The organism is Niallia sp. RD1, assembly GCF_024219955.1.
Classification (GTDB): Bacteria; Bacillota; Bacilli; order Bacillales; family Cytobacillaceae; genus Niallia; species Niallia alba.
The window spans coordinates 1,561,681-1,584,422 of sequence record NZ_CP100420.1 but is presented as its reverse complement, the minus strand read 5'-3'; the positions used below and the strand labels follow the sequence as shown (position 1 = coordinate 1,584,422).

Annotated in this window: 28 protein-coding genes and 1 pseudogene; 6 read left to right on the top strand and 23 right to left on the bottom strand. The window is 32.8% G+C overall.

Annotated features, from left to right (window positions below):
• Window positions 1-143 precede the first annotated feature (143 nt).
• The 3 genes from NKG37_RS07545 to NKG37_RS07535 all read right to left on the bottom strand — a co-directional run bounded on the left by NKG37_RS07545 (window position 144) and on the right by NKG37_RS07535 (window position 2,381).
• The gene (locus NKG37_RS07545; protein WP_098798126.1) at window positions 144-695 is read right to left on the bottom strand and encodes a CBO0543 family protein; all 552 of its coding nucleotides are present in this window, start codon (window positions 693-695) and stop codon (window positions 144-146) included.
• A gap of 91 nt (window positions 696-786) precedes the next feature.
• Complete coding sequence (locus NKG37_RS07540; RefSeq protein WP_098798127.1) at window positions 787-1,800, bottom strand: DUF3231 family protein; 1,014 nt, start codon at window positions 1,798-1,800, stop codon at window positions 787-789.
• Between the two features lie 260 nt (window positions 1,801-2,060).
• Window positions 2,061-2,381, bottom strand: coding sequence for a helix-turn-helix domain-containing protein (locus tag NKG37_RS07535; RefSeq protein ID WP_098798128.1), 321 nt, complete (start codon window positions 2,379-2,381; stop codon window positions 2,061-2,063).
• Between the two features lie 370 nt (window positions 2,382-2,751).
• On the opposite strand from NKG37_RS07535, the gene NKG37_RS07530 reads away from it, so the two are divergent.
• A complete protein-coding gene (locus NKG37_RS07530; RefSeq protein WP_169187645.1) occupies window positions 2,752-3,327 on the top strand; it encodes a CBO0543 family protein in 576 nt (191 codons plus the stop codon).
• Window positions 3,328-3,436: 109 nt separating this feature from the next.
• On the opposite strand, the gene NKG37_RS07525 is transcribed toward NKG37_RS07530, so the two are convergent.
• From NKG37_RS07525 to NKG37_RS07500, 6 genes are all read right to left on the bottom strand, one after another.
• The gene (locus tag NKG37_RS07525; protein ID WP_169187644.1) at window positions 3,437-3,907 is read right to left on the bottom strand and encodes a hypothetical protein; all 471 of its coding nucleotides are present in this window, start codon (window positions 3,905-3,907) and stop codon (window positions 3,437-3,439) included.
• Between the two features lie 16 nt (window positions 3,908-3,923).
• Window positions 3,924-4,136 (bottom strand): DUF3231 family protein, encoded by a 213-nt coding sequence (locus NKG37_RS07520; protein ID WP_254416037.1) that lies wholly within the window; start codon window positions 4,134-4,136, stop codon window positions 3,924-3,926.
• A 4-nt stretch (window positions 4,137-4,140) separates the two neighbouring features.
• Window positions 4,141-4,935, bottom strand: coding sequence for a DUF3231 family protein (locus NKG37_RS07515; RefSeq protein WP_254416036.1), 795 nt, complete (start codon window positions 4,933-4,935; stop codon window positions 4,141-4,143).
• A gap of 219 nt (window positions 4,936-5,154) precedes the next feature.
• Entirely contained in the window at window positions 5,155-6,270 is a 1,116-nt protein-coding gene (locus NKG37_RS07510) for an IS4 family transposase (protein ID WP_254416035.1), read from the bottom strand.
• Between the two features lie 202 nt (window positions 6,271-6,472).
• Window positions 6,473-7,330, bottom strand: a complete 858-nt coding sequence (locus NKG37_RS07505; RefSeq protein WP_169187643.1) for an STAS domain-containing protein — start codon at window positions 7,328-7,330, stop codon at window positions 6,473-6,475.
• A 241-nt stretch (window positions 7,331-7,571) separates the two neighbouring features.
• Window positions 7,572-7,877, bottom strand: coding sequence for a hypothetical protein (locus NKG37_RS07500; RefSeq protein ID WP_169187642.1), 306 nt, complete (start codon window positions 7,875-7,877; stop codon window positions 7,572-7,574).
• Between the two features lie 346 nt (window positions 7,878-8,223).
• On the opposite strand from NKG37_RS07500, the gene NKG37_RS26035 reads away from it, so the two are divergent.
• Complete coding sequence (locus NKG37_RS26035) at window positions 8,224-9,048, top strand: methyl-accepting chemotaxis protein (RefSeq protein WP_302183213.1); 825 nt, start codon at window positions 8,224-8,226, stop codon at window positions 9,046-9,048.
• A 119-nt stretch (window positions 9,049-9,167) separates the two neighbouring features.
• On the opposite strand, the gene NKG37_RS07485 is transcribed toward NKG37_RS26035, so the two are convergent.
• The 10 genes from NKG37_RS07485 to NKG37_RS07440 all read right to left on the bottom strand — a co-directional run bounded on the left by NKG37_RS07485 (window position 9,168) and on the right by NKG37_RS07440 (window position 14,917).
• Complete coding sequence (locus NKG37_RS07485; protein ID WP_169187640.1) at window positions 9,168-9,533, bottom strand: hypothetical protein; 366 nt, start codon at window positions 9,531-9,533, stop codon at window positions 9,168-9,170.
• 268 nt (window positions 9,534-9,801) lie between these two features.
• A complete protein-coding gene (locus NKG37_RS07480) occupies window positions 9,802-10,095 on the bottom strand; it encodes a hypothetical protein (protein ID WP_169187639.1) in 294 nt (97 codons plus the stop codon).
• Window positions 10,096-10,248: 153 nt separating this feature from the next.
• On the bottom strand, window positions 10,249-10,482 hold the full coding sequence (locus NKG37_RS07475; RefSeq protein WP_169187638.1) for a hypothetical protein: 234 nt from the start codon (window positions 10,480-10,482) through the stop codon (window positions 10,249-10,251).
• A gap of 129 nt (window positions 10,483-10,611) precedes the next feature.
• Window positions 10,612-10,917 carry a hypothetical protein gene (locus NKG37_RS07470; RefSeq protein ID WP_169187637.1) on the bottom strand — a complete coding sequence of 102 codons (306 nt, stop codon included), beginning with the start codon at window positions 10,915-10,917 and terminating at the stop codon, window positions 10,612-10,614.
• Between the two features lie 122 nt (window positions 10,918-11,039).
• On the bottom strand, window positions 11,040-11,477 hold the full coding sequence (locus NKG37_RS07465; protein ID WP_169187636.1) for a hypothetical protein: 438 nt from the start codon (window positions 11,475-11,477) through the stop codon (window positions 11,040-11,042).
• A 41-nt stretch (window positions 11,478-11,518) separates the two neighbouring features.
• Complete coding sequence (locus tag NKG37_RS07460) at window positions 11,519-12,034, bottom strand: hypothetical protein (protein WP_224428551.1); 516 nt, start codon at window positions 12,032-12,034, stop codon at window positions 11,519-11,521.
• A 94-nt stretch (window positions 12,035-12,128) separates the two neighbouring features.
• Window positions 12,129-12,650 carry a hypothetical protein gene (locus NKG37_RS07455; RefSeq protein ID WP_169187633.1) on the bottom strand — a complete coding sequence of 174 codons (522 nt, stop codon included), beginning with the start codon at window positions 12,648-12,650 and terminating at the stop codon, window positions 12,129-12,131.
• A 719-nt stretch (window positions 12,651-13,369) separates the two neighbouring features.
• A complete protein-coding gene (locus tag NKG37_RS07450) occupies window positions 13,370-13,633 on the bottom strand; it encodes a hypothetical protein (RefSeq protein ID WP_254416034.1) in 264 nt (87 codons plus the stop codon).
• A gap of 677 nt (window positions 13,634-14,310) precedes the next feature.
• The gene (locus NKG37_RS07445) at window positions 14,311-14,562 is read right to left on the bottom strand and encodes a hypothetical protein (RefSeq protein ID WP_169187631.1); all 252 of its coding nucleotides are present in this window, start codon (window positions 14,560-14,562) and stop codon (window positions 14,311-14,313) included.
• A 91-nt stretch (window positions 14,563-14,653) separates the two neighbouring features.
• A complete protein-coding gene (locus NKG37_RS07440; RefSeq protein ID WP_254416033.1) occupies window positions 14,654-14,917 on the bottom strand; it encodes a hypothetical protein in 264 nt (87 codons plus the stop codon).
• A gap of 221 nt (window positions 14,918-15,138) precedes the next feature.
• Here NKG37_RS07440 and NKG37_RS07435 point away from each other — a divergent pair.
• A pseudogene (locus NKG37_RS07435) lies at window positions 15,139-16,700 on the top strand (IS3 family transposase).
• A gap of 130 nt (window positions 16,701-16,830) precedes the next feature.
• Here NKG37_RS07435 and NKG37_RS07430 read toward each other — a convergent pair.
• The 3 genes from NKG37_RS07430 to NKG37_RS07420 all read right to left on the bottom strand — a co-directional run bounded on the left by NKG37_RS07430 (window position 16,831) and on the right by NKG37_RS07420 (window position 19,100).
• Window positions 16,831-17,154, bottom strand: coding sequence for a hypothetical protein (locus tag NKG37_RS07430; RefSeq protein WP_224428346.1), 324 nt, complete (start codon window positions 17,152-17,154; stop codon window positions 16,831-16,833).
• A 158-nt stretch (window positions 17,155-17,312) separates the two neighbouring features.
• On the bottom strand, window positions 17,313-18,212 hold the full coding sequence (locus NKG37_RS07425) for a tyrosine-type recombinase/integrase (protein WP_224428345.1): 900 nt from the start codon (window positions 18,210-18,212) through the stop codon (window positions 17,313-17,315).
• A 423-nt stretch (window positions 18,213-18,635) separates the two neighbouring features.
• On the bottom strand, window positions 18,636-19,100 hold the full coding sequence (locus NKG37_RS07420) for a hypothetical protein (RefSeq protein WP_169187628.1): 465 nt from the start codon (window positions 19,098-19,100) through the stop codon (window positions 18,636-18,638).
• A gap of 265 nt (window positions 19,101-19,365) precedes the next feature.
• Between NKG37_RS07420 and NKG37_RS07415 the strand changes: the two genes are divergently transcribed.
• Window positions 19,366-20,808, top strand: a complete 1,443-nt coding sequence (locus NKG37_RS07415) for a TOTE conflict system archaeo-eukaryotic primase domain-containing protein (protein WP_169187627.1) — start codon at window positions 19,366-19,368, stop codon at window positions 20,806-20,808.
• A gap of 349 nt (window positions 20,809-21,157) precedes the next feature.
• On the opposite strand, the gene NKG37_RS07410 is transcribed toward NKG37_RS07415, so the two are convergent.
• Window positions 21,158-21,616, bottom strand: a complete 459-nt coding sequence (locus NKG37_RS07410; RefSeq protein ID WP_169187626.1) for a hypothetical protein — start codon at window positions 21,614-21,616, stop codon at window positions 21,158-21,160.
• 280 nt (window positions 21,617-21,896) lie between these two features.
• Between NKG37_RS07410 and NKG37_RS07405 the strand changes: the two genes are divergently transcribed.
• A complete protein-coding gene (locus NKG37_RS07405) occupies window positions 21,897-22,121 on the top strand; it encodes a hypothetical protein (RefSeq protein ID WP_169187625.1) in 225 nt (74 codons plus the stop codon).
• A gap of 114 nt (window positions 22,122-22,235) precedes the next feature.
• Window positions 22,236-22,589, top strand: coding sequence for a hypothetical protein (locus NKG37_RS07400; RefSeq protein ID WP_169187624.1), 354 nt, complete (start codon window positions 22,236-22,238; stop codon window positions 22,587-22,589).
• The last annotated feature ends 153 nt before the right edge of the window (window positions 22,590-22,742 follow it).

The window sequence follows — 22,742 nt, the reverse complement described above, 5'->3', positions numbered from 1 at the left end:
CTTTTTTAAAATTTAATAAATGAAATGTTTCTTACTCAAACAATAACCGTGCAGTAGTGGCATATTTTGATATCTACGCACGGTTATTTTTAAGTTCACTCATATTTATTTTCTTAAGTTAGGTAAATGGTAGATGAATCGTGCTATTTTTCCCTTGTTTCTATTCTATGTATCGTGTCTACAAGCCACTTTATGAACACTGATAATAAAAAATAAATTGGAAAAGAATAAACTGATTTCCAAGCATATGGTTTATAAATATTCATAAAAATTGCAAGCGGCTCAAGTATAAAAGCAAAAGTTAAAGCCATTAGTAAAGAAATTAAAATATACGTTTTCCATACTCTAAAACGTTGATATAACATCATGAATACCAAGGAAATTATAATATCTATACAAATTATTCTTGAACCCCAAGGTAAAACCATTTTTGGATAATCCCAAAGGTGCAACTCTGAACCTAAAACGTCTAGGAAAATAACTATAGATAAAGTCAGAAATCCATGCAAAACTATATTTCTTAACCTTGAACGATCAACAAATTTCCACCATAAGTATCCAATTACGAAAGTACTTATAAGGAGAAACCACCATTGAAAAGAATAAAGTACCTCTTCCCTCCAATAGTCCAACCTCAAATGGCTAAGTGTTTTTTGCGCCTTTTCAAGTTCACTAAATCTTACTGAATCCTTCATTATTTCACTCTCTCTTTAAATCATAAATATACTTACCACTATCCCAAAAGAGGGCACCTTAAGTATCGGTGCCCAAAGATTAGAAGTGTTTTTAACTTTTTCTCTTTGCCAATTCATCCCGATCAATCGCCTGTGGGGGTTGTTCAAACCAACCATTTTCAAACATAATCTTTGTTCCTTCTTCTGAATATTTCCCAATTTCGAATGAGAGACGAGCGTAATGCGTTGCTAAGTCATGTCTTGGGCTAGTCGCTATGCTTGCTCCATAATATCCCATACCAATTCCATTTAAAGCAGTTGTTTGGAACATCATAAGTTTATCTGAAAATGGGGAAACAGTAGAATCTGTAACTTCGCTATCCCATGTCATGGGAACTGGTAGATCTTCTTCCCTTAAAATCGAGCCAAAGATTTCAACATGTTTGGAAGCAATTTCTTTCCCATGTACCATATATTGTCTAACTTCTTTTGAATTTGCAACTTGGCTGAATCCTAATAATGTTGCAACACCCAGAGCATTTCGTTGAATATTGTTAAATAAGTTTGAAATCTCTAATGCAAGTAAAGGTCTTCTCTCTCCTAACCATCCGGCAAGAAAACTTTTGCTTTTAACAAAATCAACTTCTTTTGGTGTAGGTATATAAGGTGGACGAATATAAAGACCTTTTGACAGTAATAAGTTTGTTGTCATTTTGTGAAGTTCTATAAATTCGGTAAGACATTCAGAAAAATAAGCCAAAATATCAGCACGTGTTACAGTCGGTAAAGCAATACTGTACGCATTTAGTCCTAACTGGCTCATTTGATACACATATTTTAAAAAGTATGTATCAGAATACAGTCTTGGGGCATTTATGTTTATATCCTCATCAGTAAAACCTTGAGGAATCGGGAAATTCTCAACTGTAAAGATGGAAGTTAGTTTTTCTAAATGCGATTCAGATAATTCGAATGTTTGCTCCAAGATTGGACGAATTTCTTTATCTTCTACCTTTTCTAAAAAGTACTTCAAAACACATACAGCCAAACTATCGTTTATATATGCCCCCCAAAGTTGGGACATTTCTGCAGAGGTAAGCCTAATGTTATTTTCATTAAATTGCACTTCAATACCTCCCTATAACTAAAATCTCCGTATATATTATCTTAAAACGAACAAGAATTATTCCGAAAAAAACATGATAATACTAAACATCAGGGAACAAGATAGGTAGAAGAAACCAGAAATAAAAATGCAGAGTATCAAAAACAATCGGAATGATCATTGTGTTACTCTTCCATAATTTTCTTTACCCCAACAAAATATTCATTATCTTTTGTCTAATTCATTTAATCTCTTATCCCCTAGAAAACAACTCCCCACTATTAATGGTCTTTTTTCCACTTTCTAAACTCCAAAAATTCTCTGAATTGCTCTTTAGTCATCCCAGAATTTATTGCATCTCTGAGTAGTACCTTCCATTCTAATTCCATTTCATTGGTGAGAGACTCTTCTGGTTGTAATAATGTTTCAACCGGTATCTCCAATACATTTGATATTTTCGCCAGAAAGTGAATTGAGGGATTTAATTGAATACCCCTTTCAAGGGAACTGATATATGATTTGGCTACACCTGCTTGTTCTGCTAATTCAGACAATGTTATATTTTTGGCTAGCCGATACTTCTTTATCTGTTTACCAATCATCTTTACAACACCAATCTTCTATATAATTAAAATACCATTATAATTATACAAAAAGATTCTAATAATTATGGATATAATATTTGAGGTATTAACTATACCCATGTTGTCGAATATGTTATAGTACCTTTCAAAGAATTCCTATATAGAGAAAAGACAGCATGAATATACATAATTAAGATCAGATATTGTTTTTTGAAAGGGAAAAAGAATTCGAATGAGCAATTGGCTCCATTCGAATTCTTTTATTTTCTGTATATTTAATTGTTTCTATCTTTATATCCCTTTTTACCCTGTAAATATAATTCCTTTAGGTATCAAATTTAATCCTAAAAGGAAAAATAACACTATATTCCATGGTAAGGAGAAGAAAATGGACTTTAATCAAAAGGAACATATAGAAAAAACACAACTTGAACAATCAGATGCATGGTATGAATACTGGCAACAATACTCGGATTGGAGTACATGGGAATTTTGGGTAAACTTAGGGTTTCTTGTAGTCCCGTTAATACTACTTTATATCTTAATTGATAAGAAAAAAGCGCTTTTATTAGGGTTCTTTGGTTATAATGTACATGTATGGTTTACTTATATAGACGCTTTTGGGGGAAGTAAAGCCTTGTGGTTTTATCCATATAAGGTTTTACCTATTCTTCCTGTAAATTTCGCTCTAGACGTTTCTTTGATTCCTGTAGTATATATGTTGGTTTATCAATGGACCTTAAACCACGGGAAAAACTATTATTTATATATCACGGGACTTTGCGTGATTTTATCTTTTATTTTCAAACCACTAATGACTACTTTCGGTTTTTTTAAATTAAATGAAGGCGCTAATTATTTTCATCTTTTCTTGGGATATCTTCTGATTGCGATAATATCCAAATTAATAACTAACATTTTTATTTTTATGGAGAGGAGGTCTAAACTAAAAAGTACTGCTTAAATTATTGAATCAGCACATATTTTTTGTTATAAATACCATCTTCATCTAAATTAACCCGGTATCCACCGGGTATTTTAATGTACGGAAATTCATCATATTCATTTGTTAGTTACTCAAAAATGTTAATTAAAAATCCCCTAATAACTAGCCCCACACATAAACCTATTCCTAAAAAGATAATAGGTAACCATATTGGTCCCATCAATACCCCAAAAATTTTAAATGTTGAGGAATAGATTAAGCCTACCGTTATAAAATATGCAGCAAACACAATGGGTATAAAAGAGAAAGGTGATTTCCCACCTCCTGAATCTTTATAAGCATCCCAAATAGCAAACATATAAAGACATGGATAAAACATAAGCCATTGATAATTTGTTACCTCTATTGCTTGTTTTATTTCCCCATGGAAACTGTATATTATTGCTAAATTGAAATTCGCCTGTACATTAACCAATATTTCTAAAGCAATTAATAGAACACCCTTGAGGTACTTTCCATTTAAGATTTGTCCAAAACCTGGTAAGGCAATACTCCATAAGAGTTTTTCTACTTTATTTTTATTGTTTGTTTTCTCCATTTATCATTTTCCTAACCTACTTTGCCAAGTCTTTTCTTTGTGGTGCTTGTGGTGGATATTCCATCCAGCCATTTTTAATCATTAAGTTTGCTCCGTCGTCAGAAAAATGGGCGAGTTCACCCATTAAACGGGTATAATGAACGCCTAAATCATGTCTAGGACTCGTCGACATAGCAATTCCATATTGACCGATTCCAGACCCAATAAGTGCGCTAATGTGATACATCATGAGTTTATCTGAAAAAGGGGCTATCTTGGAATCGGTAACTTCGGAAGTAAGTAGTAATGCCCCCCCCACCAGAAAGATAATCGTCATGTAATATTGAGGTAAAAATTTCAAGTTGCTTTCCTGCAATTTCTCTTCCTCTTTCAAAGTACTTTCGAACCTCTTTTGACTTTGCAACCTGACTAAATCCTGTAATAATAGCCTGTAGTAAAGCGTTACGTTTGGCGTTATAAACTAGATTCGCTATTTCAATACCTAGTAGCGATCTCCGATCCCCGAACCAACCTGCCAAGAAACTTTGCTTCTTTACAAACTCAATTTGCTCTGGTTTCGCAATATGAGGAGCACGCACATAAATACCTTTTTCTTTCGCTAACTCCTTTGCACTGTTATGCAGGTCTTGTGTTTCATTTAAACATTCGTTGTAATATTCGATTATATCCGTTCTTTCTGCAAGTGATACGGCCAAACCATATGAGGTCAATCCAAAGTTTGCCATATTCGTCATATATTCAAGGTAAAGTTTATCCGAAAAAAGACGCGGGGCGTCAAGATTCACGTCATGTTCAGTAAACCCTTGTGGAACTGGATAGTTTTCATTATTAAAGATTTTAGTTACTTTCTTAACGTGTGCCTTTGATATTTCTAAAGCATATCCCAATACCGAACGAATTTGTTCATCTTCACAATTTGCCAAAAAATATTCTATTCCGCATATTGCCATTGAGTCATTTTGGTAAGAAATCCAAAGTTGGGAAATTTCTGAGGCTGTTAATTCTACATTATGGTCATTTTGATCCATTATTGTTAATCCCTTCCATTATTAGTTTCCACACAATCTATCCGAATATTTTCGAGTTATATAAAGCGATTCACTAGTGTTGCATAAATTTTGTTAGAATATTCAGTTTAAATATGTCCCCTGTTAAGAGCCAAAAAAGTAAATACCCAACTAAAGGTGGATCCATCCATTTGGAAATTTTTTTACAATTAGACTTAAGAGACGACGACAATTTGTTTATTAAGGAATGGTTTTTCCTTCAATCTTTCGAAGCCAAATATGTGCTGGTTTCCACAAAGCTGCCCGTAAATATCGGCTAATTTGTAGGGTTTTTCGTTTACTTTTTGTCTCGATTTGTGCGAGAACATGCAGGCAAAAAACAATAAGTGCGATAAACACTTGATTCTGAATTGCCCATTCGCTTTGGCCGTAAAACTTTTTGATATGGAGATGTTGTTTAATCCATTTGAAAAATAACTCAATCGCCCAGCGTGATTTATACATCTTTGAGATTTCTTCAGCACTTAAATCAAAACGATTTGTGATTAAATGAAGCTCATTTCCTTTTGAATCAATCACTTTTAGAAGACGAAAGTAATTTTCGGCACGGTTTTGCGTCGTACCAATCAACACCATTTGATCCGACAAAACAGATGTATTCTCGGGTAGTTTAAAATCGTAAACCTCCCGTATGACTGCGTTTTTTCGCAGCCTAGAAAGGAAAAAGTAGCCGTCATCTGTCATCCGATCAAAGCGTTCGTAGTCTAAGTAACCACGGTCAAACACATACATACATTCCTTGTCATCAACCATTACTTCAAGCTGACCGCGGTCATGTTCTTTGGCCGTTGTCATAATGGCCTTTTCGGGATAGGATATACCTTTTTCCATAAACACAAGGCGTAAGTGCAATTTAACACCCGCTTTTGTTTTGCGGAATTTTGCCCATTTATGATTAGTCAAATTGAGAGGCAATGTGCTTGAATCAATGATTTTTAATGGCATCACAAGTTTCGTGTTGTGCGTTTTGGTATGAATTTGTGAAACTAAATCAAGGAAAAGCTTTTGGAATAAGTCTGGATTCATGCCATTTAAACGGCGTGAGAGTTGGGAAATACTGATAGAATCAAGATCAATGCCCTTTTGCAGTTGATCATCGAAAAGACAATCGCTCAGCGCATGCAGACTTTCGACTTCTTCTAGCTGCGCAAAAAGTAATAATTTTAGAAATGACTCTGTCGTTAGTTTTTTCGTATAGAAATCTAATTTCAACGTTTTCACGTTTTCTTCAAATAATTGAAGATTTATTGGTGAAAACCATTGTCCAAATGAAGTTTTTCGTGTAATCTTGTCCATGAGATTGGTCCTTTTTTAGTGGATTTGGACGGGTTACCACCTGACTTATCCATTATAAAGGACTTTTTCTATGCATAAAATAATAAAAGTGAACATTTCGAGTATTTTTAATAGTGAAATTAAATTAATGCAACACTAGTGAATACTTATACATTTATGTAAAAGGTGCCTGATACCTTCTTTTTTTTAAAAGTTTCTTTTTTCACATTTGCCTACTTACTATCGATTTTTCAGTCTTAAATGTAATTGCCTGTGAAAGGGTTGATTTTGTGATAATGTTGTTAAAGGAGAGCCCTAGTTGTACAGCAGTTTGTGCAATTTCTGGTCTTATGCCCGATATGATTGTCGTCACTCCTATAAGTCTTAGAGCCTCTATCAAATGAAAAATTCTTTGTGCTACGAGGGTATCAACCATTACTACACCTGATAAATCTATAAATAGGTCAGTGATACCTTTATCAGCACATTGATTTAATGTGCTTTCAATAATGAATTTTGCTCTTGCAGTATCAATATCCCCAACTAATGGTAATAAAGCCATGTCATTATTTAAAGTAATAATAGGCGAACTTAATTCATTAATCATTTCTTGTTGTGCTTCCAATTGGCTACTTGAATATTTGTGAGTCTCTTCCGAAAATTGAAGTATCGCAAAATCAAAAGCATCAATGATCATTTCATTCCACTTTTCTATTTGATTATCAATATCCCCTTCATTTTCAGAGACAAATTCTTCAATAAATTCAAGATACTGTTTCCTAACCCTTATGAATTCTCTAATAATAAAATGTATTGGAGTGTTTAAATGCTCTTTGTCCCTTGCGACCTTTTGAACCCAAGTATTAAACTTTTGGAGCATTAGTGCATCTTCTTCAATGAAGATCTCACATAAATTTAAATGAAATTCAAAATTCTGTTCTTTTAATGTTTTTATTACTTTTGGATCTGAAGATGAATAAACTCCTGTAGGATCGTTTTTATCTAAAGAGTTATACCATTCTTCTGTTAATTGGGACGCTTTGTTTAATAAAAAAGCATGTAATTCATTATTTTTCCCCATATTATCCCCCCATTAAAAACTGTCAGTAATTAATTTTATTATAATATCCTTTATCCATTCTTCCCATATTTTCCAATCCACTTTAATACTTTATGAAACTGACAATTTAGTATTCCGTTGGATAGGCTCAATTATATATGGGATAATATTCGCCTTTTAACGAATAAATCCTACGATTTCAATAATTTCTTTATTCCACTAATTTCAAAAAAAAGCAAGCATTAATAGATAATGCTCGCTGTTATTTCACCTGATATACAAAGCGGTATATCGCCTTATATACCTCATTAATCATCTTTCTTTCTAAAAAGTACTCTGGGATTATTGTTCTGACAAAATACATGAGAAGATTATTTTGACAAAATCGTTTAGCCAAAATATCGCGTTGTTCCCTTAAAGATATATCTTCTGTAAGAATAACCGCATATTTTTGATCCCTTTCACGTTGTTGATCCAATTTAACCACAGCGACATAATAATTGTCACATTCAGCCAAAACCATTCTTTCATCAGTATGTATAAAACTTGGCTCTTTTCTTAAGTCCATTTCCTATCCTTCTTTCGTATAGATATTTTATAGTCATCTTCCACTCAGGCAGTTAATAACCTTGTTTTTTTAAATAAAAAATAGCAGGATTTTAGTCTTATTACGGGTAACATCAGGAAGATAACAGCATATTTGCAACGAAAAGCATTTTGATGGAAATCTTATAAGATATTATGAATCGATTATTTGAAGTCACTTTACTGTATATCAATAGGCATTACTCTATTGCTATGGGTATTGATTCTTTTTCAACTTATTAAGATATTTATTTTAAAAAAGTTTCATATAGGTATAAACAACTATTATAATTAAACTAAAAATATTTCTAATAGAGGGGTATATACCTATGGCCATTTCTTCAAGTATTAATATAAGCACTCAAATTTTAGATAAAACATCTATTTTAGCCGCACAAGAGTCAAATCTAGCCATGATAGAATTTAATTTAAATAGAGAAGTTATTTGGGTAAATGAAAATTTCTCAAAAACTTTGGGATATACAGTTAATGAAATGAAAAATATGCAACATAAACAATTTTGTACTGTTGAATTCAGAAACAGCAGAGAATATGAAGAATTATGGGAAAACCTTGGAAAAGGGGAAAAGTTTCAACAAAAGATTCAAAGGATCGGTAAAGCAGGCAATTTACTTTGGTTAGAAGCCACCTATATTCCAATTTTAAATGAGGAGGGAAAAGTTGATGCTGTTCTTAAAATAGCAACCGATATTACAGAACGTGAAAATAACACGATAAAAATCATTTCTCAATTAAAGGATATGCCAATAGAATTAGTAAATATGGTTGTTGAAAATTCTAAAGAAAAACTCCATGCAGTTGAATCACTAAAGAAACAGACTGATTTAATAACTGAAATAACTAAAATCATACGCAATATTTCTACACAAACGAATGTGTTGGCATTAAATGCTGCTATCGAAGCAGCGCGTGTGGGAGAGCATGGACGAGGTTTTAAAGTTGTGGCTGATGAAGTACGAAAATTGGCTGGCAATGTTGATGATGCCATTAAAAATGTGAATACGAATGTAGAAAATATTACAAGAGAAGTAGAAAAGGTTAGCAAAATAACAGATGACTTACAAAAAGTAATCTTAGTAACCCAATACAGATTTAACAAGGTTATAGAAGAATTTGAAGGTGTTGCTAGATAAGGACAGAAAGGGTTTTCAGCCCTTTTTTGTTTTTCAGAAGGACCTTATCACTATAAATCTGTATTTTCCAGAGGTTACCCTTGTTTTTAAAATAAAAAACAGTAGGATTTAACCTACTGTCACTTAACTAATTCTGGGTCAAGTTCAACTAGATGTTGAATAAAGTCAAATAATAATTCCTTATCTAAGATATACTCTTTTACAACCGGAAGTATATTCCTAGTCAGATAGTCAAAGTTCTGATAAACATGGTGGAAGCATAGAACATTGAACGCCTTTGTCTCCATTGTATTTTTATCTACAAGTTTATGTTCTTGCTTAAAAATGTAGATAAAATAACTATAATCTTCATTATTGTAACTACTAATTGACTTCAAATTTTCAAACCTTGCGACGATAAAAACATATTCACAGTCACGAAATTCAAAATGGTCTCGTGGTTTAAACTCTTTTATTTGTCTATTGGTCATGTCCTGTTCTTTCATAAATACAGCCTCCCGTTTTCTTAAGTAAAGTACCTTATACTATTAAATTATACGCACATATGTTCGAACCTTCTTTTAGCATAAATTAAAAAGGGTACATTTGCTAGGAAAACGGTACAAGTAGAATCCAAAAAGACACACTATCAATTGAGAAAACCTGATACAACAGGAATTAAACCATTTTACTATTTATATCGATTATGATAATAGTAGATATCATACCAAAAAAAGAAAAATAAAAAGAGCGGCAGAAACCACTCCATTATCACTAATCTTCCCAGTGTTCTTCTTCTGTTGGGCGTATTGACCTATCATAAAAGTTCAATGCTGCCCTAAGACTACCCCAATAATCTGGAGTATTAAAAGAAGGGCAATACTCAATAATTTGTTGATATAAACGTTCCAACTCAAAGTCTTCAATTGCTGCATGAACTGATTCCTTCGCTCCGAGTTCTTTCTCAAATTCATTAATGATGGTTAAATCATCCAATTTATAGTCGCTTCTTAAATCTTCAATAAATGAACCGATTATAATTCTATATAAATGATTTTCAAAGTCCATATAATTACCTCTTCCTCTAAAAATATCGAAAAACTACTGGGCTAATCTCCAGTGGGTGGCTGTTTTTCTTCACTCTTCCTCTGTGTGCTTGTTCTCACCGGAAGGTTCAGTATAAAACCGTCTTAATATGAAAAGAAATTCTTATAATGAATTTTAAATCTTAACTGTTGTAACCTCTATAAGATATGGACAATTAATCTCTCTTATTAAATCTTTCATTTTTTTTATGTTATTCGCATTTGTCAGATACATAGTCATAGAAATGTTATCTAATATCTTTCTCATTTCGTTGGGATCGTCTTCTTTCTGATGATACAATTCTACGTTGTAATTTCTCCCAAAAATCTCTAAGCAACAAATAGTTGAAATGTTTGTTTTCTTTTTCATTAAATAATCCTCCCCTAGTTCAAACTTACCTCTTATTATCTTTACGATTTAGTGCTGGGGCACGATAGTCATTCTTCATATTCAATTTGAGCGAATGCCCATTACTATCTGCCCCGTAGTGGACTATGCTTATTTGATACTTTGTTGGTATTTTCTACTTGTAGGGTACCAACTTACCCTTCTTGCCCATCCATTTTCATAGGCTAAATCTAACCTTTCTTCAATTGTTTCAATAACCTTATTCCAAGTTTCATCATCAACCTCACTATAATCCCATTTCCATGCTCCAAAAATCTTAAATATTGGCTCTTTTTCACTAGTAATACCTGTTCCTTTTAAGACCTTTTTAAGAACCCGATTTGGTCTTGGAGCCAGTGGATCACAGTCAATTAAAATGAATTTTTCTGGTTCCCTTGTTTCTTCTATCTCCGTCATAATTTCAGCATCTCCTTCTGATATCAATTTTTTAAGTTGATTAATTTCATAACATCCCAATTCATATTTTTGCTCTCCGGTTTTCTACTTATCGTTATTTTTCTAACAAACTAGACAATTTTTCATATCGAATTTACTTTTCTCTCTGCAGTTAACACTTCGGTTTTAATTAAATAGTCCACTGCATTAGGAAATTTTACTGTTGCTGTTTTTGCTTCTTCTATCCAGAGTTCTTTTAATAATTTTGGTTTAATTAGATAATCCCCTTCAATGACTCTAAATGTGACATCCTTTCTTATGAAAGAATTAAGAATCTTAGGATTTGCAGCCAGTGCAGGTGATATTATCAATACGGTTGACTTTCTCTTCAGTTTAGAAAAGTACTTTTCTAGACTGCCATTTTCGAAAGTTGAAACACCACAAGCATTTTTTAGATTAAGGTTATGTTTGTCAGCAAAGCCGAATGCAATTGTCGCATACATTAAGAACTCCATATTTGCTTCCACCCTGTTCCCTTTAATAGATTCAGGTAATAATGTGAAAAAAGTTTCGTTTTCCATGAAATATCATCTCCTTAAATAGTTTTGTATGGTCCCTCTTATCAATAGGCAGACACGTTTATACCATTAGTAGACTCAAAATGATTTATCAAATCATTCGACATCTTCGCAGCCTTTTCATTATGAATCAATGCCTTTCTATACCCAGAACTTAATAGTTTCCATTTACTTTTACCTGATCTGGCTACATTATGTCGGTTGGATCTCATTTCGTCGTTAGAAATCTCCTCAATGCGATATTTTGTTTTGCTACTATTAACATCTATCAAAATAAAGTGAAAGCCCTCTTCGATGAACAAATTGATAATATCCTTCTTAAATATTGAACGATCCTGAACGGCAATCGTGTCGATGTTTTGCTTTCTTAATAAACTGATAAAGTATTGAGCAACTGATGGATTACTCTTATAAGAAAGGTACTCAGCGACTTCAAGACCTCTAACATTTTCTAGTAAAGTGCTTAATACTTGCTGTTTCAAATCTAAGTCTATGCTGTCATCCCTTTCTGAACTTAAGTGAACCATATAACCAACCTTATTAACTGCATTTTTTTGCATAGTAATCTCCTCCATAGATATCAAATAATTTGAATTAATAAATTTAGTACTTCACTGTAAGGGAAATTTATCTGGTTATCCCTTCAAAACATTTTTAGGAAGCCATGTTCTCAGTAATATATTCCCAAATGCTTTCCAGTGATTTGTATTTGTACATGGTTTCATTAACTAACTGATTAAATTCATTAACCGTCCAAACTGGATCAATAGTAGAAAGATACTTATACACTATTTCTTTTGTGCCATTTGGTGTAGCCAGAATATCAACTATTTTATTTCTCTCGTTCACTAAACAATAGGTCACTTTATCTTGATCTAGTAGATGCAACAAATCATTTTTTTGCATTGTTTTATCAAACCAATGATGGTAGATTCTGTTTTTTGATTGTCCAAACTTTACTAAGTAGATAAAACCTGTGGCCTTTGTGTTATATTCCAAACTTCCTCTAATATCAACAAAAGGGGAGTCCGCTAATAGTTTCAACTTATACTCGTAATCTTTGATTATAAAAACCGTTTCAGTGGCATTTGTCACAGCGTTATATTGTACACCTGCATACATTAAACCCCGTGTCATTTTCTTAAAAACATCTTTCATTTTTACTCTTTGTTTCATAGTGATGTCTCCTTTGTCTTTTATTGGGTCATTCTTTACTAACATCAATTGGCCGTTAAGCATTTCCTGTTAATTCATCAAGAATCTCGATCAACTTATACTTACCTTTTGAAGATAAGTGACCAAAACAGAATTGAACCTCACCAGCATATTCTTCGCAAAGTAAAACCAAGTCTCGTCTCTTTGTATATTCGGAATATTCCGTCTTTTAATATTAGATTAATACTTAATTTGTACTCTACTCCTTGTAGATTGCACATATTTTATTCAATGATTCAGATATGTAAACTTGGGACGGTATGAAAAATCAGCATAAAAAAATCTCCTCCTTTTTATCACATATTGGAAAGAACAAAAATAAACAGACATATACTTAGGTTGCGCATAACAAACATTGCCTTATAAGGCATGTAGATGCACAGTGATTATGAGCCTAGGTCATCATTGTAAACTAAACTCATCATCTTATTTACTTAAGGTATATTTAGTATATTTGTTGTTACCTTCCCTTTTAGTGATAAAAAGAAAGAGATATATATAATATAAATTAACTATTAAAATTGAAATTGAAATTGAAATTGAAATTGAAATCATATAATGTATATTGCGTATTATTATAGTACAACAGAATTTTCTTCCTGTAAAGGACCAATTTGGTTTTTTTAAAAATTTATTTTGCTTTTATAGGATACTTTTCTATTTAATTAATGAAGAGACTATTAAACAATGCCGTATTCTATATTATGCCTTTTACAAGCCTCTTTAAACCTTTGATAATATTTAATGTCTATATGACTATTATTACTAAGTAGCATTATCTGGTCTACTTGGTTCCTGTTAATATTCGTTAATAGCAATTCTAGTATACTTAAGTCAGCCATTAAACACATTACTCTTTGGTTATTTTTAAATCCAACATCTATTGGTAGCCCCAACAAATTATCAAACTCCCGATTTAAATGAAGTTCGAAGTACCCAAACACATTAAATCCCTCACTCTTAAACTAATCTCATGTACTCGTATAGGTTAAGAAAATGAAATACTGTGTATCCAACTACAAACGATGAAGGAATGCTAAGTAAAAAAAGTCTTAATTGCCATTTTTCAGCCTTTGCTTCTCCTTGTTTCAAGATTATAGGTATATACTTTACACAAATGATCATTAAGAACCACAGAAAACCTACAACGCAAAAATAACTGGACAAGTAGTCTAAGTAGTACATTTTTATCTTCTCCTATCAAACTAATATGAAGTTTTACTTTGTATTTTATACAAATATTGTAACGCGTATTTGTTTTTATTTCCGCTAATGGAAAAGAGGAAAGGACCCTAGGTGACCTTTCCTCAAAGTGTATTCTATATATTCGGTATATTCTTCATATATTATATTACGTTTACTTGATTCGGTAAACGCTCCAGATTCGGTCATTTCAGACATTTTCGGCTTAAAAATAGGCAAAATAATTAAATGTTAACCATTTTCTATTTTATTAGCCCACTAGATTTTTTTCATTTATTTCAATCATTTTATTTCATTCTGTAGCCATTTTTTTCGGATGAAAAAAATCATTTTTTTCACCTATGCTTTTTTCAGATTCTCGGTTTTGACTGTAACTAATCATTATGAATGATTATAAAAGTTATAATCATAAAAACTATTAATTTTCATTATAATGATTAAATGTTAACTCCCCATGTACCAAATAATATAAAACGTGTTTTAAATCCCCTTTGGCTGCTTCTTCAGATACAAACCTTCCACCATGAATAAGTTCAAATGTTTCTTCTTCGAATATTTCTGCAAATATCGAATAAAAGTAAATGCCATCTTTTTCTTGCATCTCAAAAATAGCAAATCGGTATTTATGACCTTGTAACTCAACATCTTTTTGCAATATATATTGTTCCATAAACAATCCCCTCCTTTCTATATATCCCTTATAGAAAGAAGGGGTACATCCTTTTAATATATCAATAGTCTTAATTAATCCTTATATAAATTTATCTAGATACTGCTTGTACTATATGTTTTTCAACTTCAACAATAGTTCCCTTTTCTTTATCTATTGTTAGGAGTTTTCCATCAATATCATATTGTATACTAGTTCTTAAGTTCGGCTCTTCCTCTTTTAACAAATCTAAACATCTTAAAGTAGAAACAAGTTGATTTTTACAGACTTCTATAAAGTTCTCAGTGGACATCCCATTGACTGAATATATTTTAGAGTGTTCCACTCCTGTGTAGTAACCTGTTAGTTCTTGCATAAGAGTATTAGAAAAATATTGAGCACATTCAGAATTGATCTCTTTCCAAGTATCCAGTTTAGTATGAACAACAACATGACCTTTGGAAGACCTGTCAATCGTAACTCCTCCACTAGTAATATAATGTCTTAGTTTCTCCTTTAGATTAACCCCCTCTGTTAGGATAGATGTCGTAGGGAACTTTAGTGTATAGTTTAAATCATACACGGAGGTTGATCGACATGAAAAGTAATAATGGTAAACGTTATACAAAGGAAGAGAAAGCATCAATTATTAAGAGAATGATGCCCCCCACTAATGAATCGGTTGGCCAATTAAGTGAAGAGTTGGGCATTACTGAACCCACGCTTTACAAGTGGAGAAAAGAGGCTAGATCATCTGGAAACCCCACACCCGGAGATGGACAAAGTTCTGAACACTGGAGCAGTGAAGATAAGTTTCTCATAGTTATGGAAACATACTCAATGAATGGTGCGGAGCTAGCGGAGTATTGTCGAAAAAAGGGACTTTATAAAGAACAGATTGACGCATGGCGAGATTCATGCCTTAATGCAAATGGGCGAGAATCTAGTCAAACAAAGCAGTTAAATCAAGAATTAAAAGAGGAGAAAAAGCGAGGAAAGGCATTAGAGAAAGATTTGCGTAAAAAAGAAAAAGCATTGGCAGAAGCTGCAGCCTTATTACTATTAAGAAAAAAGGCCCAAGCGATCTGGGGGGACCAAGAGGACGAATGATCAGCCCGTCAGATCGCGCACTAGCAGTAGAACTCATCCAAGAAGCAAACCAAAATGGTGCGCGATTAGCCCCGGCGTGTAAAGAATTGAACATTAGCGTTCGCACCTATGAACGCTGGATTTCAGAAGGTGGAATCAAGGAGGATCAACGCCCTATTGCGTTACGTCCAGAGCCAAAAAATAAATTAACGATAGAGGAAAAACAAGAGATACTGGAGGTTGTTAAAAAAGAGGAATTTGTAGACCTACCGCCTACTCAAATCGTGCCAAAATTAGCAGATCAATGCATTTATATCGCCTCCGAATCTAGCTTTTATAGAGTTCTTCGTGAGCATAAAATGCAAAATCATCGGGGAAGAAGCAAAAAGCCCGAGGGTAGATTACCAGAAAGTCATTTAGCAGTAGCCCCAAACCAGGTATGGACATGGGATATAACGTGGTTAAAAGGGCCGGTGAAAGGCTTGTTTTATCGACTCTACTTAATTATCGATATTTTTAGTAGAAAAATCGTAGGTTGGGAGATTTGGGAGTCAGAGGAGGCAAAACACGCTGAAGATTTAATGAAGAAGACGATTATTAGTGAAAAAATCCAAGGTAAACCACTCGTTTTACATTCCGATAATGGCAGTCCCATGAAAGCCGCAACATTTCAGGTATTACTTGAAAAATTAGGGATCCAAAGCTCTTATTCAAGACCAAGAGTAAGTAATGACAATCCCTATTCTGAAGCAATGTTTCGGACTCTGAAATATCGACCTGAATTCCCGTACAGAGGCTTTGAAACACTTGAGGCTGCACGTGAATGGGCATTAAGATTTGTGAATTGGTATAACTGTATACATTTACACAGTGGTATAAATTTTGTGACGCCAGAACAATGCCACACAGGTGCGCATATTGGGATACTGAAAAAGCGCAAAGAAGTTTATGAACTAGCGAAACAAAAGCATCCAGAACGTTGGACGCGCTCAACTAGAGACTGGAGTGCACATGATTCAGTGGCTTTAAACCCAATAAAGGACAAGATAGAAAAGGATGGAACAAAATAGCCCCACTGCGACTGAGCTTGAACTACCCATTCCCTTCTCATCAAAGAACAGAATGAATTCTGTTCTTTGATGAGAAGGCCACCAAGCAAAGCGCGGTAGTTACCCTTACGTTCTTACACTAGTAAACAAGTTAAATGCGACAACTATCTTGACAAACACCGTTAATCTGTTTACCATTTAGAAGATAGTACTGAGAAAAAACATAAATAAATGAGTTCATATAAATTTCACTATTAATTAGATAAATCAAATTCTTTTTTATCGTTTCTTCTCTTTTCTTCTTTTCATTAACCTCATTTATTGTATGTTCAATTGTCTTATTTGAAGTCTTAGAGAGACTTCCTGTTAAAACTACATATATAATAGTGACTATAACCAGCGTTAAATTAATTAACACTGATAAAGCACCAGTATTATTGTTTAGAAAATCAAATAGGCTCACAATACCATTCATGTTACTTAAACTTCCTCCTCTTCAACAATTGATATCTTCAGGTTCTTTTTCTTATATGATATACGTTTAAATCTACTATAAGGTTCTATTTTTTGGAATGCTAAACATAAAAAAATAGGGACGTTTCTCCCTTTTTGGTCAAATGAGTTATCGGTTGATTAAAATTCTGTTTTCTTTAAAGCAGTCTGAAGTTCTTTTATTGACGGTGTAACATAAATACGTGTGGTATCCATTGAGGAATGCCCGGCCAATTCCGCAATACTTTGAAGACCTACACCACTATTTGCAAGTTGCTTACAATATGTGTGTCTTAGTGAATGGGGCGTAATTTCTATCCCAAGTTGATTGCTATACTTTTTCAGAATATGCTGCGCTGCTCTAGCACTTAATCGATTACTTTTACTACTGATCAAAATGTAATCTGAATCCTTTTCTCTTTTTTCTAGCCACATTTGAATATGTGCTTTTGTTTTTTCTGTTAAAGGAACTACTCTGTGTTTATCACCTTTACCGATCACATTTATTATACCGTTGCGAAAAGAAACGGAGGACTTAGTTAAGGAACATGCCTCATCAATCCTTAGACCAAGATTTACAAGAAGGATGACTAGTGTTTCATGTAATAATCCCTTTTGAAAGTTACTGTGTTTTGTCAATTCTATTGCATGTAATAATCGCCCCACCTCTTGTCTCGTTAACCAACGAATGGTATTCTGTTTTTGGACCTTTTTAATTGTAATCTCATCACTTAAGTTTACTGGTGAGAATTTGGATTCAACTAAAAAATCAGCCCACTTCTTAATTGCTACTAGTCTTCGGTTAATAGTTGCTGGAGATAAAGAAGAATCCAATTTAATCTCACGCTCGAAATCTTTTATGTCAGTTTTCGTTATGGCATGAACCATGATCGGATTAGAGTGTATATCAGACAACCAACTCTCCAAGAAGTGTAAATCCTGTACATAACTTTTAATGGTATTACTGCTTCTGTTTTTTTCAATTAAATAGTTTTTAAATCCTTCAATCGCTTGGGAAAAAGTTACCGAATTGATTTCCATTAAGAGGACCCTCCTACGCTATGTTATACGACAAAAATTGAGTAATGATTATATATGTTATGCGACGAAAAAATATAGCCGAAACCATAGGTTCTGTCGCATAAGACATATTATCTGACAAAACTTATTTGGTCGTATTATAGCGCGTTTGGAACCCTTTGCCAGCACCTTCTCATTTTTAATAGTGAAATATTTCAAATTATACTATTAATACTTTGTACCGTTTACTCCCGAATGTAGTTTAGTTGCTCCTCAGTAACTTTATATTCGTCACACCCACAACCGAAATTCAAATATAGATTGTATGTACCATCACTGTTGAGATATGCACTTTTATTTTGTGCCTGCCGATACATCCCCCTTACTGCTTCTATGTCCGTATTTGATAAAAGTTCCATTTCAATTCACCTCCACTTGTTAACTTCAGAAGAATTTTATATAGTAATTAAAACTTATATCCTTCACTTCTTTTAGTCCATATCTTTCTACTAACTTATTATGCTTTAATTCTGCTAGTTGTAATTCATCTTCGTTAAAAAAGGACTTTAAGTCAGTTCTTTGAATTTTATAAAGAGCGGTTAAGGAGACTTTTTCCAATCTTTCTATTATCTCTTCGTTATTTATCCCTTCAGGGTATTCTGCTTCGATTTCAGAGTAGTAATTTTTTAATCTAGATTGTGCATCATCAATCATTTCTTCAACTTTTTCAAATAGAAGATTAATTGCCTCAATCTTGCTTTCTGCTAAATAATCGTCTGTATATGAATGACCATCTGTCCGGTCGATTATGTAATTACCGTCTTCCCCCTTATAAAAGCCTACGAACTCCATTTGATTACCTACACCTACATTAAATAAATTATCCATTTCATCTTTGATTTGATTCATTTCTCATCCTCTCCTTTCATTTTTGCCAATTTGAATGGCTTACAATTGTTATAACATAAAAAGAAAAATACGAGGTCAGTATGTTAAGAGATAATTGTGGCGGATTTTTGTGAAAATATGAAAAACATTATTACACATGATATTCTTATAAAAAACCTATTAAAAGAATAGTAAAGAATAATAATTAAGTACTTGTGTGCAATTTATTTCATCTATATTAAAAATATTTACATTGTGATATTGATTTTAGGAAGGAAGTGTTTTTATGAACGATATAGATCAAGTTATTGAAAAGATGAAGCAGTTGTTTATTACGGTTAGATACAAATATATCAAACTTAACGAAGATGGTAGTTACCATACATTCAATATATATAATAACGACAAACATGTAAGACTTAATGATGGATTTTTGAAATCCCATATACTGCAACAAAGCACTTACGGCATTTTTTGCAGGAAAACACATACAAAATTTGTCACTTTCGATGTGGATGTTCCAGTTATACCAGAGGCTAAAAAAGTAGTATTGGCTCTCTATGAATCTTTAAACACACTCGGAATACCTTCAGACAAAATTTTCACTAGTTGGAGCGGTACAAAGGGATATCACGTTGACATTTATTTTTCAGAGGAAATCCCTTACAACTCAATGAAAGTACTTTTTAATGCAGCAGTTTCAACAGCATATAACTTATTAGATGGAAAAATAAATGGGAAAATTGAACTTCGACCAACACCTACTCAAGGGTTGAAACTTCCTCTCAGCATTAATTACAAAAATAAGGATAAAAGGATTAATATCTGCTGGTATGTAGACGTGCAAAATAATTTTACTACTATCCAATCGTTAGATTACTTCTTAAATATTGAACCCATATGCGTTGATATCGTAAATGATTTAATATCGGATTTACAAGAAGATGAAGAGGAGTCACCAATTAGCAAAAGTGATACTAAAAAAATTGAGGGTAATGCTAATGCGAATTTTGATTTATCGGAGGAAACACTAAAATCACTAGCAGATTTGTATGAAAATGGCCTGAGAAAACCAAGTACTAGAAATGAAGTTACTTGTAAATTAGCGGTGTATTTTAATACATTAAGGGAAAACAAACATGATTGTGAACAAAAATTAAGAATTTGGATGAAGGGTCAGAATAGAGCATTTTATAAAACCCCACTTGAAGAATGTTATAAAGAAATAACTAGAATTGTTAATTTAGTTTATAAAAAAAACGTTGTGCTTACCAAAGGAGTAACAAAGATAGTTATATCCAGAAGTGAAATGCTAACATTATATCAGTATCCTAAAAAATTCCATAAAACGATTTTTACTTTGTTTATTCACTTAAAACGATTTGCAGATTTAAACAATGAGTTTTTTATGACTTATGAACAAATTGCATTGGCTGCGAAATGTTCTGTTAAAACTGCCATTAACCATATTAAATTACTTGAGCAAGACAATATAATTAGGGTAACAAGATCACCAATATATTTAAGAGGAAACAAACCTGAAAGCCATCCAAATATTTATGAACTCAATCTTAATTGGCTAAATGCAGACAAGGAAGTTTCCATTAGTGTGGGAGCAGATAATGTGAAGTCCTATCATGATATAAGAATTAAACTCATTTTAGAGTTATTCCCTAATAATGAATGGTGGAATATCGGTGAGTTATTGAATAAAGCACTAGAAAAATAATCTAAAGAATAATAATTAAGTACTTGTATGTAAATTATTTTAATCATATTAATTCATATCGACTATGTGTAATTGTCTTACAATACTAAAACAAAAAAGCGTGTATTACTAGATGTAGTTTTCACGCTTTTTTCGTCTTTATTCTTCAAAAAGAAAGGAATACCCCAAAATTTACAGCAAAGGAGAGGTTTCATAGAAAAAACACAAATAATATGTATGCCCTTCAAGTAAAGGATCACTGATTAAATTCCACATATATCTTCCCATACCTTTATTTTTAATAATATAGTTCCGTATCTCTCCTTCAAATTTTTGAACATTAGGTACGGCAATTCCCAAAAAAGGTAATCTAGTAACCGACTTTTGTTTTAAATTTCACCTCCAAATTCCCCTCTTTTTCCCTTTTTACCTTAATATAGCCCTTCAAGATGCTAAACCAAATCCACCCACCAGTTAAAAGAAATACTGGTATATATAGCGAAAGGTAAAAATCTTTTTTGAAAAAGTAAATTGCCATTCCTGCAACTATATATGCAATCACCTTACCAACAAACATAGCCACATAATGTACTTTATTGATTGCTTCGTAATCATTTCCTATGTCTAAATAGAAGTATGTAAATGCTCTATCAAAAAATGCTCCACCAAGTGCTAATAAAAACATTGAAAATAAAAAATAATCCATGATAGAAAACTCTAAGTATTTTACCGATAGTGGGTAAAAGAAGATCGTGAACAATATAGAATAGAACAACCCCATAATGAAAAAGGACAATCGATATAAGCACTTTGTAATAACGTGCAACATACTAGGGCTCCTTCCTAAACACTATTTGGAATTATCTGTATACTATTATACATAACAATCACTTATAAAGCAGCGTTGAAGCGGGTGATAATCTTTTTTATGACATTAAAAAACAAGGATTTTACTCCTTGTTTTGAACCCATAGGTTTTATTATAATCCATGCGTTTTTAATCTACTTGTCTTATTCAATTAAAGCATCGTTAAAAACAAAAACATAAGGTATATATTGTGAAAATGTATCAAAGACTAAAAAAATAAATTTTGACAAGGGTGATACATTTGGAACAAGAAGAAAAATTGAAAACTGCTACAACTGCAATGACGAGTGATTTCAAGGTGCAAATTTTTGGAGATGCTGAGAAAACGACTGATACTGTGGTTGCTAGGGATGCTGTTGAAAATATTATAAATGATTGGAACGCTATGTCTAAAAAGGCGGCTAATCTTACAATTAAACAGTACGGTCCTCCAAACGAAGCAACTCAAAGCAGGTTAATTTGGTAGAACAATGGACCTTGGAAACGTACCATTGTTTATCGTGATGAAATTCCACATGATTTCCCACAGCCTCATACCGATGTTATTGAGAACTATATTAACTACTCTGTCCCACCTGAAATGTTTAGTGAACTTGCTAAATTTGATGGTAGTGTCATTGTCGAAAGAACAAGAGGTGAAATTTCATCTCGATGTGATATGGAAGCGGCTAATATCCTTGCCCTTAATATGATGAATGATATTGTAACAGGTAAGTTAATTGCTGAAGAAGCCCGCGATAAATACTGTGAGGTGACTTCTGCTTTTATGATGAATAGACCAGCACCTTATGCTGAGAAACTTCAATTCGATGTATCACAAAAAGAAAAGTATGATACGGACGTTGTAATGATTGCTGATGAAATGGTAGAACAGGCCATAGAAAAGGTTAATGATATGGTTGACGATAGTATAGGTAATAACAGGCTTCATTGATAATTGTTTATTCTCTAAAAACTGTCTTTCCAGACAGTTTTTTATTATACCAAACTTCTGTTGTCTTCAGTATGTTTTTCCACCCTGTTGATAACTTGTGGATAAAATAAAAAAGGCTAGGTTTTTTTAAACCTAACCATTTTAAGGTAGAAA